The organism is Cellulomonas taurus (assembly GCF_012931845.1).
GTDB classification, from domain to species: Bacteria; Actinomycetota; Actinomycetes; order Actinomycetales; family Cellulomonadaceae; genus Cellulomonas; species Cellulomonas taurus.
Genome location: NZ_CP051884.1, coordinates 568,990 through 584,537 on the forward strand (window position 1 = coordinate 568,990; position 15,548 = coordinate 584,537).

Below are 15,548 nucleotides of genomic sequence, written 5' to 3' on the forward strand. Positions count from 1 at the left end.
CAAGAAACTCTCACGAATGTGTCGAAGGAGCGTGCACGGGAGGCCATCTCGGAGCACACTGGGATCGTTCCTGCGAGGAGGTCGGAAACCATGAAGCGTGACGCGGAGATCCTGGTCGGTGTGGACGGATCGGCGGCCAGCATGCACGCCCTGGACTGGGCGGCGGCCGAGGCCAAGGTCCGGGGGCGCGGGCTGCACGTGGTGTGCTCCTACACCCTGCCCTCCTTCGCCGCCGCCTCGCTGGACGGCGGCTACGCGGCACTCGACGACACCGCGATCCAGGAGGGCGCCCACGCGGTGCTCGCCGAGGCGGGTCAGCGGATCGCCGACCACGGCGTGCCGGTCACCACCACCGTCGCCACCGGTGACGCCGCCGCCGTCCTGGTGGAGCTGTCCCGGCAGGCATCGCTCGCCGTCGTCGGCACCCGCGGCAAGGGCGGGTTCGCCGACCGGCTGCTCGGCACCGTGTCCAGCACCCTCCCGGCCCACGCCTACTGCCCGACCGTGGTGGTCCCGCTGCGCGACTCCCGCCGCGGTGGCGCCGTCCCGGTGGACGAGTCGGTCCCGGTGGTCCGGCCGGTGCGCCGGATCGTGGTCGGCGTCGACGGGTCGCCGCAGGCCGATCTGGCGCTGCGCCAGGCGATCGTCGAGTCCCAGGCATGGGGCGCCGAGCTGACAGCGGTCGCCGGTGTCCCGGTGGGGGCCGGTGCCGGGGTGATGGCCTGGCTGCCCGCCGCCGTCGACCAGACCCAGGTGCTCGCGGATGTCACCGAGGGGCTCAACGTCGTGGTCGACCGGGCGCTGGCCGACTATCCGGGGGTGCAGGTGAAGCGGCATGTGCTGGACGGCACCGGCGCGGAGCTGCTGACCGAGTTCTCCACCGCCACCGACCTGCTGGTCGTCGGATCGCGGGGCCGGGGCGGGTTCACCGGGCTGCTGCTCGGCTCCACCAGCCAGGCGGTGCTGCACCACGCCGCCTGCCCGGTGATGGTCGTGACCAACCGGTGCCAGGAGGCCAGTGCCGACGGCGAGGCCACCGCCTCCGCCACCGCCTGAGTCCGAGCTCGTCTAGTCCGCGGGCAGGTCGGCCCGGCGCAGCAGGGCGGAGAGCACCACCGTCGACCGGGTGCGCACCACGAAGGGCTCGGCCGCGAAGCGTTCGACCACCTGTTCCAGGTGGCGCATGTCCCGGGTGCGCACCTGCACCACCAGGTCCACGTCCCCGGTGACCGTGCTCGCGGCCACCACCTCCGGGTAGTGCTCCACCGCTGCCCGCATGGTCGCGGGGGAGGTCGATCCCTGGCAGAACAACTCGATGAACGCCTCGGTCCGCCACCCGAGCGCGGCCGGGTCCAGCCGGACGGTGAACCCGCGGATCACGCCCTGATCGCGCAACCGGTCCACCCGGCGCTTCACCGCGGGGGCCGACAGGGAGACGATCGCGCCGAGTTCGGCGTAGGACGCGCGGGCATCGACGGCGAGCGCGCGCAGGATCTCCTGGTCGATGGCGTCCATGGGGCCATGCTGCCGCATCAGCGCAGCACGACCGCCAACCGGTCCAGCGCCAGGTTCAGGTCCTCGGCCTCGATCACCAGCGGCGGTGCCAGCCGGATCGTCGAGCCGTGGGTGTCCTTGGCGAGCACGCCGACGTCGAGCAGTCGTTCGCACAACTGGCGTCCGGTGCCCCAGGCCGGGTCGACGTCCAGCCCCGCCCACAGTCCGACGCCCCGGCTGGCGGTCAACAGCCCACCCTGCACCAGGGTGCGCAGCCGACCGTGCAGGTGTTCGCCGAGGACCTGCGCCCGGTGCTGTGGCTCACCGGTGGCCAGCAGCTCGATCACCGCGAGACCGACGGCGCAGGCCAGCGGGTTCCCGCCGAAGGTCGACCCGTGGCTGCCCGGCGTGAGCACCCCCAGCACGTCGGGCCGGCCCACCACGGCGGACACCGGCAGCACGCCACCGCCGAGCGCCTTGCCGAGGGTGATCAGGTCGGCGCGCACGCCCCAGAGCTCCAGCGCGAAGGTGGTGCCGGTGCGTCCGAGGCCCGATTGCACCTCGTCGGCGATCAGCAGGGTGTCGGTGGTGTCGCAGATCGCCCGGACCTGCGGCCAGTAGTCGTCGGGCGGCATGACGACGCCCTGCTCGCCCTGGATCGGTTCCAGCAGGACGGCCACCGTGGTGTCGTCCACCGCCGCGCGCAGCGCCTCGGCGTCACCGAAGGGCACCAGCCGGAAGCCCGGGGTGAACGGGCCGAAGCCGTCCCGGGCCTCCGGATCGGTGCTGAACGACACGATGGTGGTGGTGCGACCGTGGAAGTTCCCGGCGGCGACCACGATGGTGCCCTGGTCCTCCGGAATCCCGCGCCGGTGGCCCCACTTGCGGGCGGTCTTGATCGCCGTCTCGACCGCCTCGGCGCCGGTGTTCATCGGCAGCACCATCGGGGCGTCGTCACCGGCCACCGCCGGGCGGGCCAGCGCGGAGAGCGCGTCGGCGAACGGCCGGAGCAGATCGTGGTCGAAGGCCCGGGACGACAGGGTGATCCGGTCCAGCTGCCGATGGGCGGCGGCGGTCAGATCGGGGTGCCGGTGACCGAAGTTCAGTGCGGAGTACCCGGCGAGCAGGTCGAGGTAGGTGCGCCCGGCGGTGTCCCGCACCCACGCCCCCTCGCCGCTGGTCAGGGTGACCGGCAGCGGGTGGTAGTTGTTCGCCAGGGTGTCGGTCATGCGGTCCGGATCTCCAGCGTGCAACACTTGGCGCCGCCACCGCCCTTGAGCAGCTCGGAGGTGTCGACCGGGATCGGCTCGAAGCCGCGCTCGGTGAGCTGGGCCGCCAGGTCGGTGGCACCCGGCGCCACCACCACGTGCAGACCGTCCGAGACCGCGTTCAGGCCCAGGCAGTCGGCGTCCTTCTCGGTGGCGATCACCGCATCCGGGAACCGGCGCTCCAGCTCGGCGCGCGAGGCGTCGGAGAACGCCGGCGGGTAGTACGCGACCAGCGGGGCGGCCGGGTCGGAGCTGAGCACGCTGAGCGCGGTGTCCAGGTGGTAGTAGTGCGGGTCGACCAGCTCCATCGTGACCACCTCGCGGCCGGTCACCTGGGCGATCTCCGCGTGCGAGGACCGGTCCGTCCGGAAGCCCGTCCCGGCGAGGAGCACGTCGCCGACCATCAGGATGTCGCCCTCGCCCTCGTTCACCTCGACGGCGGTGTGGGTGCGGAAGCCGTGGTCGGCGAACCACTGCTCGTAGGCCGGGCCCTCGGGCTGGCGCTCCGGGTAGCGGAACTTCGCCGAGTAGACGATGCCGTCGATGACGGTGGCGCCGTTGGCCGCGTAGACCATGTCGGGCAGGCCGGGGATCGGGTCGATCAGGTCGACGGTGTGGCCCAGCTCCAGGTACAGGTCGCGCAGCACCCGCCACTGCCGGACCGCCAGGTCGGCATCGGTGTACCGGGTGGAGTCCATCCACGGGTTGATCTCGTAGGAGACGGTGTAGTGGGTGGGCTCGCACATCAGGTAGCGGCGCGGGCTCGACTGGGGCGTGGTGGCCAAGGTGACTCCTCAAGAGGTGCGGGTGGACCGGGCCACGTCGCTGGGGCTGAGTCGAGGGTACGAGTCGGTCGGCGCAATGATCGGTAAGCGTCGTTGCGCCGGACCAGCGATCTGTTGCGTCTCTACCGCCGCAGTGGTGCATTCATTGTGTCGCGACGCACGCGATGCAGGGCCAGCGCCAGCATGCCGTGCACCAGGACGGCGCCGATCCACTGGGTGAGCTGCCGCGGCAGTCCGCGCAGGAAGACCTCCTCGGACCAGCCGACCCGGGAACGACCCGGCCCGTCGCCGGTGACCACGATCCGCGCGGTGCCGCCCAGCACCGGCCCGAGCTTCACGAACACGGCGGTGCCCGGTACCGCGTCCAGCGGCGGTTCGTAGCGCTCGATCCGCATCCGGTCCACCAGCCCGCCGCCACCCTGCCGTGCGCGCGGTCCGGAGACCGCCACCACCAGGTCGCCCGGCTGCGGGTCGGCGGTCACGCCGCACCAGCGCCAGCCGGGGGCCGGACCGCTGCCGGGTGCGTCGCCCGCCGCCGGGCGTGCCAGGTCGACCCGGGTCAGCGGCACCCAGCGGGCGTGGTGCCGGGCATCGGCCACCAGCGACCAGGCCTGATCCGGGGGCAGGGGCAGGGTGCGTTCGACCCAGGCGGTCGGCACCCGACGGCGGTTGCGGTTGGTCATGTGGCTCCTCGCGGACCGGTGCGGCACTCGGTCGCAGCGATTCTCCCGTGCGCGGTCGTGCTCCGCCCGGGCGACCCGCCGAGGTGGTCGGGACGCTCCCGGTGCGTGGGTGCCTCCACCCGTCCGCGGCTAACCTGCCGCCATGCAGACAACGACGTGGGGCAGGGCCGGGCGTACCACCAGCGCCGTCGGGCTGGGGTGCTGGCAGCTCGGTGCCGACTGGGGCGAGGTCGACCCGGAGGACGCGCTGGGGGTGCTGGAGGCGGCCGTCGACTCCGGGGTCACCTTCCTGGACACGGCCGACGTCTACGGCGATGGACGCAGCGAGCAGCTGATCGGGCGGTTCCTGCGCGAGCGCACCGCACCCAGGCCGACGGTCGCCACCAAGATGGGCCGCCGCGCCGACCCGCACACCGCCGACGCCTACACGCTTGACGCGTTCCGGGGCTGGGCCGACCGGTCACGGGCGAACCTCGGTCTCGACACCCTCGACCTGGTACAGCTGCACTGCCCGCCGACCGCCGTGTTCAGCCGCGAGTCCACCTACGACGCGCTGGACACCCTGGTGCAGGAGGGCAGGATCGCCGGATACGGCGTCTCGGTCGAGACCGTGGACGAGGCGCTCACCGCGATCGCCCGGCCCGGTGTGGTCAGCGTGCAGATCATCGTCAACGTCTTCCGCCGCAAGCCGCTCGAGCAGGTGCTGCCCGCCGCCGCGCAGGCCGGGGTCGCGATCATCGCCCGGGTGCCGCTGGCCAGCGGTCTGCTGTCCGGCCGCTACGACGAGCACACCACCTTCGCCGCCACCGACCACCGGAACTTCAACCGCAACGGCGAGGCGTTCGACGTCGGGGAGACCTTCGCCGGAGTGCCCTTCGAGGTCGGTGTCCGCGCCGCCCGTGAGGTGGCGGCCCTCACCCCGGAAGGCTGGACCACGGCGCAGTTCGCGCTGCGCTGGGTGCTGGACCAGCCCGGGGTGTCCACCGTCATCCCCGGCGCGCGCTCGGCCGAGCAAGCCCGGGCGAATGCCGCCGTCGGGGAGCTGCCGTCACTGACCGCCGAGCAGCAGGACGCCCTGGCCCGGGTCTACGCCCAGCACATCCGGGCGCACGTGCACGACCGCTGGTAGGTCACTCCGGGCGGCCGTCGGCGATCAGCAGCGGTTCCTGCCCGGTCTCCACCACCCGGACCGGCGTCGTGAAGGTCAGCGGCGCCGGTCCGAACGCCTCCCGGGCACCGTCGATCACGGTCCGGCCCAGTCCCCGGGCACCCGCGACACCCACCACCGCACCGATGCCGAAGGGCACCAGACGACCGACGGCCAGGCCGCTCTGCTTCGCCAGCTGCCGCTTGACCAGCCGCCGGGTCAGCCGGTTGTTCACCCGGGCGATGGTCCCGGTCGGCATCCGGGTCAGCAGCGCCTGCCCGACCCGCACCCCGCGCAGCCCGGTCATCGCACCGGTCTCGACCACCGCCTTGGCCCCGGACTCGCCGAGGATGGTCGCCAATAGCAGCGCCCGCCGCCGGTCGGCGTCCTGGACCTCGATCCCGTGCACACTCGCGACCGCCAGGCTGAACGCGGCGGAGGCGGCGAAGAACGTGCCCACGTCCGCCACGGTCAGGGTCATCGCCAGGCCGGTGCCCACCGCCGGGGCCGCAGCCGCGGCACCCACCGCGCCGCCGGAACCCTGCACGATCAGCAGGTACTCCCGCTCGAGCAGCTGGATCAGCTCCGCCGGCGTGGCGTGCGGGTGCTTGCGGCGCAGCTGGCCGACGTGCGCGTGCACGGCGCTCGACGGCAGGGTGACGGCCCGGTCCAGGGCAGCATCGACGAGCTTCACGACTGCACGACGTCCAGGGTGATAGCGGCCCCCGCCTTGAGGGTCCGGCCCACGGTGCAGTGCTCGTCCACCGCGCGGTGCACCACCCGCAGCAGGCGCTCCTTGGTCGGCTCGTCCAGACCGGACATGTCCACGACCAGGCGCTCGTGCAGCTCGGGGTAGCGGTCCTCGGTGGGGTGACCGGCACCCTCGACCTCGACGGTCACGTCCACGTCGTCACCGAGCCGGTGCGCGATGGCGTGATCGGAGCTCATCCCCGAGCATCCGGCCAGCGCGATCTTCAGCAGCTCACCCGGGGTGAACACCGCTCCGGCCTCCACCGGTCCGATCGCGACCTCGGCGCCCCGGCTGTTGCGTCCGGTGTACGTCCGGGTGCCGGTGCGCTCCACCCACAGGCGGGTCCCGGCCGCGTTCGCCGGGGTCACCGCATTCGCTGCGTTGTCCATCGCCGCATCCTCCCACTACTCCACCCGAGCGGCTCGGAATGCGTCCGGCCGCACGCTGATTACTGTGAACCGCCAGGGCATGGCACCCAGGGGGCACGGTATGAACGTCGTAGGCGACACCCATCTTCCGGTCGACGCCGACCGGATCGACCAGGCTGCCGAGGTGGTGCGCCTCCTCGACCGGGTGCGGGAGCACCTGGGCATGGACATCGCGTTCCTGTCCGCGTTCACCGTCGGCACCCAGGTCGTGCTCGCGACCAGTGAGCGCACCGGCCCGATGGACCTGGTCGCCGGGGACAGCCGATCCCTGACCGAGACCTACTGCCTGCGGGTCGCGCACGGGGACCTGCCCGCCGTCATCCCGGCCGCCCGGCGGCATCCGGTCACCCGGGAGATGGCCGTCACCGGTGACCTCGGGATCGGCGCCTACATCGGCGCCCCGCTGCGTGGCCCGGACGGGCAGCCGGTCGGCATGCTCTGCTGCCTCAACCGTGGCGAGAACCCGATGCTCGACGACGACGCCCTGCGCGTGATGCGTCTGGCGGCGGCCCTGGTCCAGGATCAGGTCGGCGCCTTCGGGCTCCCGCACCGGGCGGCCGCGGTCGAACGGGTCCAGCGCATCCGCCGGATCATCGAACGCCAGGACGTGCGCATGGCCCTGCAACCCATCGTGCGGCTGGACACCCGTGCCACCGTCGCGGTCGAGGCACTGGCCCGCTTCGACCAGCGCTGGTTCCCCAACCCCTCGGTCGCCTTCGCCGCCGCCGCCACCGCCGGACACGGCGTCGACCTCGAACTTCTGGCCGCCACCGCCGCGCTGTCCCGGCTGCACGACGTCCCCGACGACGCCTGGCTCGGCATCAACCTGTCGGCGGACGCCCTCACCGACCCGCGCACCATCGACCTGCTGCTGCCGCACGGACCGCGGGTCGGGGTGGAGATCACCGAACACGCCCCCGTCACCGACTACGGGCCGCTGATCGAGGTCACCGACCGGCTCAAGGAGGGCGGCGTGCACGTGGCCGTCGACGACGCCGGAGCCGGCTTCGCCAGCCTGAAGCACGTGCTCCAGCTCCGGCCCACCGCGATCAAACTCGACATCGAACTGGTCCGGGACATCGACACCGACCCGGTCCGGCAGGCGCTGGTGCGGTCCGTCGAGCAGTTCTCCGGGGCGCTGGCCGCGTGGCTGGTCGCGGAGGGGGTGGAGTCGGAGACCGAGCGCAAGACGCTGCTGGACCTGGGGGTGACGTACGGGCAGGGGTACCTGTTCGGGCGGCCGGCGTGGGAGCTGGCGGCGGCCTGAGTAAGAGGTGCTAAAGGCTTGGGCTCAGCGGCGGCACCACCGCATCCCGTCTCTGATCACGAGCGCCGTCACTTCCTGCCATGGCTCCACTACCCTGCTCGGAGACGTGCGTCCGACAACGGACCTGCCTCAGCAAGGAGCATCGCCAGGTGAACAGCACCACCCACTCCAAGATCGTCTCGTTCATCTGGGGGATCGCCGACGACGTTCTGCGCGACCTGTACGTGCGGGGCAAGTACCGCGACGTCATCCTTCCCTTCACCGTGCTGCGGCGCCTGGACAGTGTCCTGGAGCCGACCAAGAAGGCCGTTCTGACGATGAAGTCCGCGCTCGACAACAGCGGCATCGACAACCAGGACGCCGCTCTGCGCCAGGCCGCCGAGCAAGACTTCTACAACACCTCACCGTTCACCCTGCGTGATCTGCGGGCAGCTCGGTCCCGGGCGCAGCTCCGCGCCGACTTCGAGGCGTACCTAGATGGCTTCTCGCCCAACGTCCAAGAAATCCTGGACAACTTCGAGTTCCGCAACCAGATCCCGCGCCTGACCAGGGCCGACGCCCTCGGTTCGCTCATCGAGAAGTTCCTCGACCCGTCCCTGGACCTCTCCCCGCGCACCGCGGCCAACCCCGGCGGCCTGGACAACCACGCCATGGGGTCGGTCTTCGAGGAACTGGTGCGCAAGTTCAACGAGGAGAACAACGAGGAGGCAGGCGAGCACTGGACTCCACGCGACGCTGTGCGCCTGATGACGCGACTGATGTTCGAGCCCATCGCCGACCAGATCCCCTCAGGCACCTACCTGCTGTACGACGGCGCGATGGGCACTGGCGGCATGCTCACCGTCGCTGAAGAGACCCTCGAAGAGCTGACGGCTGCACGCGGCATCCAGGTCTCCACCCATCTGTTCGGCCAGGAGATCAACGCCGAGACCTACGCCATCGCCAAGGCCGACCTCATCATCAAGGGCAAGGGCCGGGCCGCCGACGATGTCGTGGGGGGACCGGAGTGGTCGACCCTGTCCAACGACGCCCACCCGAGCATGGAGTTCGACTTCATGCTCTCCAACCCCCCGTACGGCAAGTCTTGGAAGACCGACCTGGAACGCATGGGCGGCAAGACCGGCATTCGCGACCCCCGCTTCATCGTCTCCCACGACGGCGACCCCGAGTACTCGCTGCTCACGCGGTCCAGCGACGGTCAGCTGCTCTTCCTGGCCAACCTGGTCTCCAAGATGAAGCACAACACTCCGCTCGGCAGCCGCATCGCCGAGGTCCACAACGGCTCGTCGCTGTTCACCGGAGACGCCGGCCAGGGCGAGTCCAACATCCGCCGCTGGATCATCGAGAACGACTGGCTCGAAGCCATCGTCGCCCTGCCGCTGAACATGTTCTACAACACGGGTATCGCCACCTACGTCTGGGTGCTGACGAACCGCAAGCCCGCCCACCGCAAGGGCAAGGTCCAGCTCATCGACGCCAGCAGCTGGTCCACACCGCTCCGCAAGAACCTCGGCAAGAAGAACTGCGAACTGTCCGCTGCCGACATCGACCGTGTGGTCGAGACGTTCCTCGCCTTCGACGGTGCGAACGACGACGAGCACTCCAAGGTCTTCAACAATGCCGACTTCGGGTACTCGAAGGTGGTCGTCGAGCGTCCCCTGCGGCTCGCAGGCGTCGACGTTGACAGGGTCTACACCGCCGCCGAGATCCGCAAGCTGAAAGAGTCAGCCGAGCGCGACGAGACCGCAGCGCCAGTCATCAGGAAGCTCCACCGGGCGGGGACCCCCGCCGACCCTCTGCTCGGCCGGTTCGAGGCGGTGGTCGATGGTCGCCCCCGGGTCGTCGAGTACGAGCCCGACACCGACCTGCGCGACACCGAGCAGATCCCTCTCACTGAGCCCGCGGGTGAGTGGCGGGACGGCGTCGAGGCGTTCGTCCGACGCGAGGTGCTGCCGTACGCCCCCGACGCCTGGCTCGACGAGAACAAGACCAAGATCGGCTATGAGATCAGCTTTACCAAGCACTTCTACAAGCCTGTGCCGCTGCGGACACTGGACGAGATCCGGGCCGACATTCGCGCCCTTGAGGCTGAGACCGAAGACCTGCTCAGCGAGATCGTCGGCTGATGTTCAGCGACCTCAAGCCGTACCCTGCCGATGTCCGGTCAACGTGGACCACGCTGAGGCTCGGCGCTGTTGGCTCGATCTTCAAATCCAACGGCGGCTCGAAGGAAGACGACGCGGACCTCGGTGTCCCCTGTATCAGGTACGGCGACCTCTACACCCGATATAGAACAGCCATCCGTCGGGTTGAGCGTGCAGTTCGCACAGATGTGGCGGACCGATACACCAAACTAGAGTTCGGCGATCTACTTTTCGCGGCTTCCGGCGAGACGACAGGCGACATTGGTCGAAGCGCCGTGAATCTCGTCGAGGGCGAGGTTCGTGCCAGTGGCGACATCGTCGTCTGCCGACCGGCGCGCGACGTGAACCCCGAGTTCCTCGCGTTAGCGGTCGACACGCCAGCAGCGAGGCAGCAGAAGTCGGTTGGCGCGACGGGGACGATGATCATCCACATCACGTCATCGGTAGTCAAGACGCTTCGAGTGGACCTGCCGCCACTCGAGGAGCAGGCAGCGATCGTTAGGTACCTCGCCCACGCTCACCGCCGCATCGACCGCGCTATCGCCGCCAAGCGCAAGCTCATCGCCCTGCTCGAAGAGCAGAAGCGGGCCATCATCAACCAGGCCGTCACCCGCGGCCTCGATCCGACGGTTCCCCTCAAGGACACGGGCATCCCCTGGCTCGGCAAGGCCCCCGAACACTGGCAGGCCGTGCGGTTCAAGCACCGGGTTGGATTTCAGGAGGGCCCGGGGATCATGGCTGCCGAATTTCGCGATGCGGGGATTCCCCTGCTCCGAATCTCGTGCATGGCGGGGCCGGAGGTCGACCTTCATGGGTGCAACTTCCTCGGCCCAGAAGCAGTCGAAGAGCGTTGGGCCAAGTTTAGGGTCAATGCAGGTGACTATCTGCTGAGCGCCAGCGGCAGCACCGGTACCGTTAAGCCCGTGGGTGAGGTCGCGATCGGGGCAGTGCCCTACACCGGGTTAATCCGCCTTTGGCCCCGAGATGGCGATGTGGACATGGAGTTCATACGGCTGTCTATGACGAGTGCTCCATTCGCATCTCAGATCGACCAGGCCAAGTCCGGTGTCGGCATCGAGCACTTCGGGCCGACGCACCTGAAGCGAATGTGGATCGCGATGCCACCGATCAAGGAGCAGATGGCAATAGTGGCGAACGTCGCCTCCGCGACCGCGGCGATCGACGCTTCGGCCGGCGTGGCCAGGAGGGGAGTTGAGATCCTCCGTGAGTTCCGCACCCGGCTGACGTCCGACGTAGTAACCGGCCAAGTCGACGTGCGGCACATCGCGGCGACGCTCCCGGACCTGGATCCAGACGAGTTCACCGCCGATGTCAGTGCCATGGACGATGGTCTTGTCGACGAGGCTGCCGAGTTCGTGGAGGAAGTCGACGCGTGAGCGAACCCGCCGGTGAGCTGATTCTGTACCGAGCCGATGACGGCGGCTCGGTGGTCCAGCTGCGCGCCGTCGGCGGGACTGTGTGGCTCACCCGCGGAGAGATGGCGGACCTGTACGGCACCACCCCGCAGAACGTCGGCCAGATCGTCGCGCGGGTACTCGCCGATGGCGAGGTGGGCGAAGCAACCCGAAAGCCAGAGTTTCTGGTTCGCCAGGAGGGCGCGCGGGAGGTCCGGCGCCGCATGGATCTCTACAACCTCGACATGGTCCTGGCCGTCGGGTACCGCGTGACGACGCCGCGGGCGGTTCAGTTCCGTCAGTGGGCCACGACGGTGCTGACGGAGTACCTGGTCAAAGGCTTCGCGCTCCAGGACGAGCGTCTCAAGGACCCGGGCGCGGACTACTTCGACGAACTGCTCGAGCGGATCCGAGACATCCGGGCATCGGAGAAGCGGTTCTACCTCAAGGTCCGTGACCTGTTCGCTACCACGAGCGCGGACTACGACAGCACCAGCGATGTCGCCCGGACGTTCTTCGCCACCATCCAGAACAAGCTGCTGCACGCCGTGACGGGTCGCACCGCAGGCGAGCTGATCCGGGAACGCTGCGACCCAGCGTCGGGCACCTTGGGGCTGACGACGTGGAAGGGCAACCGACCGCGCAAGGCGGACGCCAGCGTTGCGAAGAACTACCTCACTGAAGAGGAGGTCAGCGATCTGAACCTGCTGACCACCCAGTTCCTGGACTTCGCCGAGGGCCGGGCCCGCCGCCGTCAGACCACCTCGATGGCGGACTGGGTCGTGCAGGCAGACCGGTTCATCGAGTTCAACGAGTATCCGGTGCTGACCGGTGCCGGATCGGTGGCACACAGCCACGTCGAGCAGATCGTCGCTGAGCGGTATGCCGACTGGGATGACCACCGTCGCGAGCTGGAGTCGCAGCGCGCATCAGCCGATGAGATCACTGACCTCGATGCGTTGCTCGAGGCCGAGCGGAACCTGACACAGGGGGAGCAGAACGATGGTCACCAGCCTGAATGAGGAGAGCCTCGAGGCGCTGATCGTCGCCCAGATGACCGGCGACACGGCTGGCGACGCGGTGCGCTGGGTTGAGGGCTCCCCGGGCGACTATGACCGCGCGCACGCCGTCGACCTCGCTCAGCTCACGGCGTTCCTACAAGCGACGCAGCCCAGCACCGCCGAGGCGCTGGACCTGGAGAACGACTCGAGCACCAGGCGTGCCTTCTTGGCCCGACTCCAGGGCGAGGTAACCAAGCACGGCGGGGTGGCCGTCCTGCGCAACGGCATCCAGCACGGACCGCACACGATCGACCTGTACTACCCGACCCCCACCCCCGGGAACGCGAGCGCGGCTGACCGGTTCGATTCCAACCGGTTCACCATCACCCGCCAGCTGCGCTATAGCCCCACCGACACCGGCCGGGCGCTGGACCTTGCGGTCTTCGTCAATGGTCTGCCGCTGCTGACCTTCGAACTGAAGAATTCCATCACCAAGCAGACCGTCGAGGAAGCTGTCGACCAGTACAAGCGCGACCGCGATCCTCGCGAGCTGCTCTTCGGGTTCGGCCGCTGCATGGCGCACCTGGCAGTCGACGACCAGCGGGTACGGTTCTGCACGCGCCTGGCGGGCAAGACGTCATGGTTCCTGCCGTTCGACAAGGGCTACAACGACGGTGCCGGTAACCCTCCCAATCCTGACGGTCTCGCCACGGACTACCTGTGGCGACGCATTCTGGCACCGTCCTCGCTGGCGAACATCATCGAGAACTACGCGCAGATCGTCACGGTGAAGAACCCGCAGACCGGCAAGAGGACCAGCGCCCAGATCTTCCCGCGCTACCACCAGCTCGACGTCGTGCGTCGGCTCCTGCATGACGTGGATAGCAACGGTGCGGGGCAGCGGTACCTCATCGAGCATTCGGCCGGCAGCGGCAAATCGAACTCGATCGCGTGGCTCGCCCACCAGCTCACCACCGCGCGCCACGAGGGAGTACCTGCGTTCGACTCAGTCATCGTGGTGACCGACCGCAAGATTCTCGACCGGCAGATCGATGCCACCATCAAGGGCTTCACCCAGGTCGGGTCCACCGTCGTGCACGCCGACCGGTCGGCCGACCTGCGCACCGCGATCGAGGCGGGCAAGAAGGTCATCGTCACTACGGTGCAGAAGTTCCCCTACATCGTGGCCAACCTGGGTGCCGCTCACCGGGACCGCCGCTTCGCGATCATCATCGACGAGGCCCACTCTAGTCAGGGCGGCAAGGCCACAGCCGCGCTGGCCACATCCCTGTCCGCCGCCGGGCTGCCGGTGGTGGAAGGCGAAGAAGTCGAGGACCAGCTCAATCGGCTCATGGACGCCAAGAAGATGCCGGCCAACGCGTCGTACTTTGCGTTCACCGCCACCCCGAAGAACAAGACCCTCGAGACCTTCGGGGTTCCGTTCCCCCGCCCGGACGGCAAGACGGGGTACCGGCCGTTCCACGCCTACACGATGAAGCAGGCCATCGGGGAAGGCTTCATCCTGGATGTTCTGGCCTCGTACGTTCCCGTGGACAGCTACTACAAGCTGGTCAAGACCGTCGAGGACGACCCGGAGTTTGACGCGAGCCGCGCCTCGAAGAAGCTGCGGCATTACGTTGAGTCGAACCGGCACGCGATCCGCCTCAAGGCCGAGATCATGGTCGACCACTTCCACACCCAGGTCCTGGCAAAGCGGAAGATCAAGGGTCAGGCACGGGCGATGGTCGTGACCTCCAGCATCGACCGGGCTATCGACTACTACGAGGCGATCAGTGCCTACCTGATCGAGCGGAAGAGCCCCTACCGGGCGATCGTCGCGTTCTCCGACACTGAGCGCGGCGGGGTCAAGGTCACCGAGTCCGACTACAACCAGTTCCCCAGCAAGGACATCCCCGACCGGATCCGCGAAGACCCCTATCGGATCCTGGTCTGTGCGGACAAGTTCCAGACCGGCTACGACGAACCCCTGCTCCACACGATGTACGTGGATAAGGCCCTCTCGGGGGTCAAAGCGGTTCAGACTCTCTCGCGGCTGAACCGCGCTCACCCCGACAAGCGTGATGTGGGGATCCTGGACTTCGCCAACGACGCCGACACGATCAAGAAGTCGTTCGCCGACTACTACCGCACCACGGTGCTCGCCGAGGAGACTGACCCCAACAAGCTTCACGACCTGGCCGGTGAGCTGCGCATGTCGGGAGTGTTCACCTCTGAGCACGTCGACGCGTTCGTCGAGAGGTATCTGGCCGGGGTGGATCGCGACCAGCTCGACCCTCTGCTAGACGCGTGCGCCGCTGAGTACATCGAGCTCCTCGATGAAGACGACCAAGTCGCGTTCAAGGGCTCAGCGAAGGCTTTCCTCCGGACCTACGGGTTTCTCTCAGCGATCCTGCCGTACTCCAACGTCGAGTGGGAAAAGCTCTCGATCTTCCTCGACCACCTGGTGCCCAAACTCCCGGCCCCGAAGGAGGACGACCTGTCCGCCGGGATCCTGGAGACCGTCGATATGGACTCCTACCGGGTAGAGAAGCGCACAGCCATGGCTATCGCTCTGGCCGACGAGGACGGCGAGCTCGACCCCGTCCCCGCCACCGGCGGCGGCATGAAGCCCGACCCTGACCTGGAACCACTCTCACTCATCCTGGCGTCGTTCAACGACCAGTTCGGCAACATCGACTGGGACGACGCCGATCGCGTCCGCAAACGCATCACCGAAGAGATCCCGGCCAGAGTCGCCGAAGACGTCGCCTACCAGAACGCCCAGAAGAACAACGACCCGGTCAACGCTCGAATCGAGCTCGACAAGGCTCTCGGGCGCGTCGTGCTGTCGATGATGCGAGACGAGACCCAGCTGTTCAAGCAGTTCAGCGACAACGACAGCTTCCGCGCCTGGCTCGCCGACGCGGTGTTCCGGCAGACATACAGCAAGAGCGCGTAGTTCGGGCACAACCCGAGCGACTGGGCTACATGAAGGGTTGGAGGATGGAGTCGAGTACGCGAATACCGGCCGCGGCTGCGCTGGGCTACCAGCTCACCCCCAGCGCTCGCTCCGGTACGCTGAACCTGCGCCGTCCAGACCGCTCAGGCCCGGACGGCACCGCACGGGACTGACGAGAGCACCCACGGACGAGTCGGCCGCGATCC

General features: G+C 68.8%; 13 protein-coding genes. 7 read left to right on the top strand and 6 right to left on the bottom strand.

The features are described from left to right. The first annotated feature begins 90 nt into the window (after window positions 1-90). On the top strand, window positions 91-1,056 hold the full coding sequence (locus HGK68_RS02590; RefSeq protein WP_169164551.1) for a universal stress protein: 966 nt from the start codon (window positions 91-93) through the stop codon (window positions 1,054-1,056). A 12-nt stretch (window positions 1,057-1,068) separates the two neighbouring features. On the opposite strand, the gene HGK68_RS02595 is transcribed toward HGK68_RS02590, so the two are convergent. The 4 genes from HGK68_RS02595 to HGK68_RS02610 all read right to left on the bottom strand — a co-directional run bounded on the left by HGK68_RS02595 (window position 1,069) and on the right by HGK68_RS02610 (window position 4,230). Further along, a complete protein-coding gene (locus tag HGK68_RS02595; RefSeq protein WP_169164552.1) occupies window positions 1,069-1,515 on the bottom strand; it encodes an Lrp/AsnC family transcriptional regulator in 447 nt (148 codons plus the stop codon). 17 nt (window positions 1,516-1,532) lie between these two features. Further along, complete coding sequence (gene rocD / locus HGK68_RS02600; protein WP_169164553.1) at window positions 1,533-2,723, bottom strand: ornithine--oxo-acid transaminase; 1,191 nt, start codon at window positions 2,721-2,723, stop codon at window positions 1,533-1,535. Further along, a complete protein-coding gene (gene ddaH, locus HGK68_RS02605; RefSeq protein ID WP_169166905.1) occupies window positions 2,720-3,508 on the bottom strand; it encodes a dimethylargininase in 789 nt (262 codons plus the stop codon). Before ddaH ends, rocD begins: the two co-directional genes overlap by 4 nt. Before the next feature lie 161 nt (window positions 3,509-3,669). Then, window positions 3,670-4,230, bottom strand: a complete 561-nt coding sequence (locus HGK68_RS02610; protein ID WP_169164554.1) for an SRPBCC family protein — start codon at window positions 4,228-4,230, stop codon at window positions 3,670-3,672. A 142-nt stretch (window positions 4,231-4,372) separates the two neighbouring features. On the opposite strand from HGK68_RS02610, the gene HGK68_RS02615 reads away from it, so the two are divergent. Then, window positions 4,373-5,359, top strand: coding sequence for an aldo/keto reductase (locus tag HGK68_RS02615; protein ID WP_169164555.1), 987 nt, complete (start codon window positions 4,373-4,375; stop codon window positions 5,357-5,359). Between the two features lies 1 nt (window position 5,360). Here HGK68_RS02615 and HGK68_RS02620 read toward each other — a convergent pair whose 3' ends face one another. Next, on the bottom strand, window positions 5,361-6,071 hold the full coding sequence (locus HGK68_RS02620; protein WP_246260527.1) for a hypothetical protein: 711 nt from the start codon (window positions 6,069-6,071) through the stop codon (window positions 5,361-5,363). Further along, window positions 6,068-6,517 carry an OsmC family protein gene (locus HGK68_RS02625; RefSeq protein ID WP_169164556.1) on the bottom strand — a complete coding sequence of 150 codons (450 nt, stop codon included), beginning with the start codon at window positions 6,515-6,517 and terminating at the stop codon, window positions 6,068-6,070. The genes HGK68_RS02620 and HGK68_RS02625 overlap by 4 nt, the downstream gene beginning before the upstream one ends. 100 nt (window positions 6,518-6,617) lie before the next feature. On the opposite strand from HGK68_RS02625, the gene HGK68_RS02630 reads away from it, so the two are divergent. The 5 genes from HGK68_RS02630 to HGK68_RS02650 all read left to right on the top strand — a co-directional run bounded on the left by HGK68_RS02630 (window position 6,618) and on the right by HGK68_RS02650 (window position 15,342). After that, window positions 6,618-7,823, top strand: coding sequence for a sensor domain-containing phosphodiesterase (locus tag HGK68_RS02630; RefSeq protein ID WP_169164557.1), 1,206 nt, complete (start codon window positions 6,618-6,620; stop codon window positions 7,821-7,823). A 149-nt stretch (window positions 7,824-7,972) separates the two neighbouring features. After that, window positions 7,973-9,949, top strand: a complete 1,977-nt coding sequence (locus HGK68_RS02635; RefSeq protein WP_246260529.1) for a type I restriction-modification system subunit M — start codon at window positions 7,973-7,975, stop codon at window positions 9,947-9,949. Then, entirely contained in the window at window positions 9,949-11,364 is a 1,416-nt protein-coding gene (locus tag HGK68_RS02640; protein WP_169164559.1) for a restriction endonuclease subunit S, read from the top strand. The genes HGK68_RS02635 and HGK68_RS02640 overlap by 1 nt, the downstream gene beginning before the upstream one ends. Continuing rightward, window positions 11,361-12,404 carry a RhuM family protein gene (gene rhuM, locus HGK68_RS02645; protein ID WP_169164560.1) on the top strand — a complete coding sequence of 348 codons (1,044 nt, stop codon included), beginning with the start codon at window positions 11,361-11,363 and terminating at the stop codon, window positions 12,402-12,404. The genes HGK68_RS02640 and rhuM overlap by 4 nt, the downstream gene beginning before the upstream one ends. Beyond that, window positions 12,385-15,342 carry a type I restriction endonuclease subunit R gene (locus HGK68_RS02650; protein WP_169164561.1) on the top strand — a complete coding sequence of 986 codons (2,958 nt, stop codon included), beginning with the start codon at window positions 12,385-12,387 and terminating at the stop codon, window positions 15,340-15,342. The genes rhuM and HGK68_RS02650 overlap by 20 nt, the downstream gene beginning before the upstream one ends. Window positions 15,343-15,548 lie beyond the last annotated feature (206 nt).

Coding starts and splice junctions, on each gene's coding strand:
- HGK68_RS02590 (WP_169164551.1), top strand. CDS start 91: ATGAAGCGTGACGCGGAGATCCTGGTCGGTGTGGACGGATCGGCGGCC.
- HGK68_RS02595 (WP_169164552.1), bottom strand. CDS start 1,515: ATGGACGCCATCGACCAGGAGATCCTGCGCGCGCTCGCCGTCGATGCC.
- rocD (WP_169164553.1), bottom strand. CDS start 2,723: ATGACCGACACCCTGGCGAACAACTACCACCCGCTGCCGGTCACCCTG.
- ddaH (WP_169166905.1), bottom strand. CDS start 3,508: ATGTGCGAGCCCACCCACTACACCGTCTCCTACGAGATCAACCCGTGG.
- HGK68_RS02610 (WP_169164554.1), bottom strand. CDS start 4,230: ATGACCAACCGCAACCGCCGTCGGGTGCCGACCGCCTGGGTCGAACGC.
- HGK68_RS02615 (WP_169164555.1), top strand. CDS start 4,373: ATGCAGACAACGACGTGGGGCAGGGCCGGGCGTACCACCAGCGCCGTC.
- HGK68_RS02625 (WP_169164556.1), bottom strand. CDS start 6,517: ATGGACAACGCAGCGAATGCGGTGACCCCGGCGAACGCGGCCGGGACC.
- HGK68_RS02630 (WP_169164557.1), top strand. CDS start 6,618: ATGAACGTCGTAGGCGACACCCATCTTCCGGTCGACGCCGACCGGATC.
- HGK68_RS02640 (WP_169164559.1), top strand. CDS start 9,949: ATGTTCAGCGACCTCAAGCCGTACCCTGCCGATGTCCGGTCAACGTGG.
- HGK68_RS02650 (WP_169164561.1), top strand. CDS start 12,385: ATGGTCACCAGCCTGAATGAGGAGAGCCTCGAGGCGCTGATCGTCGCC.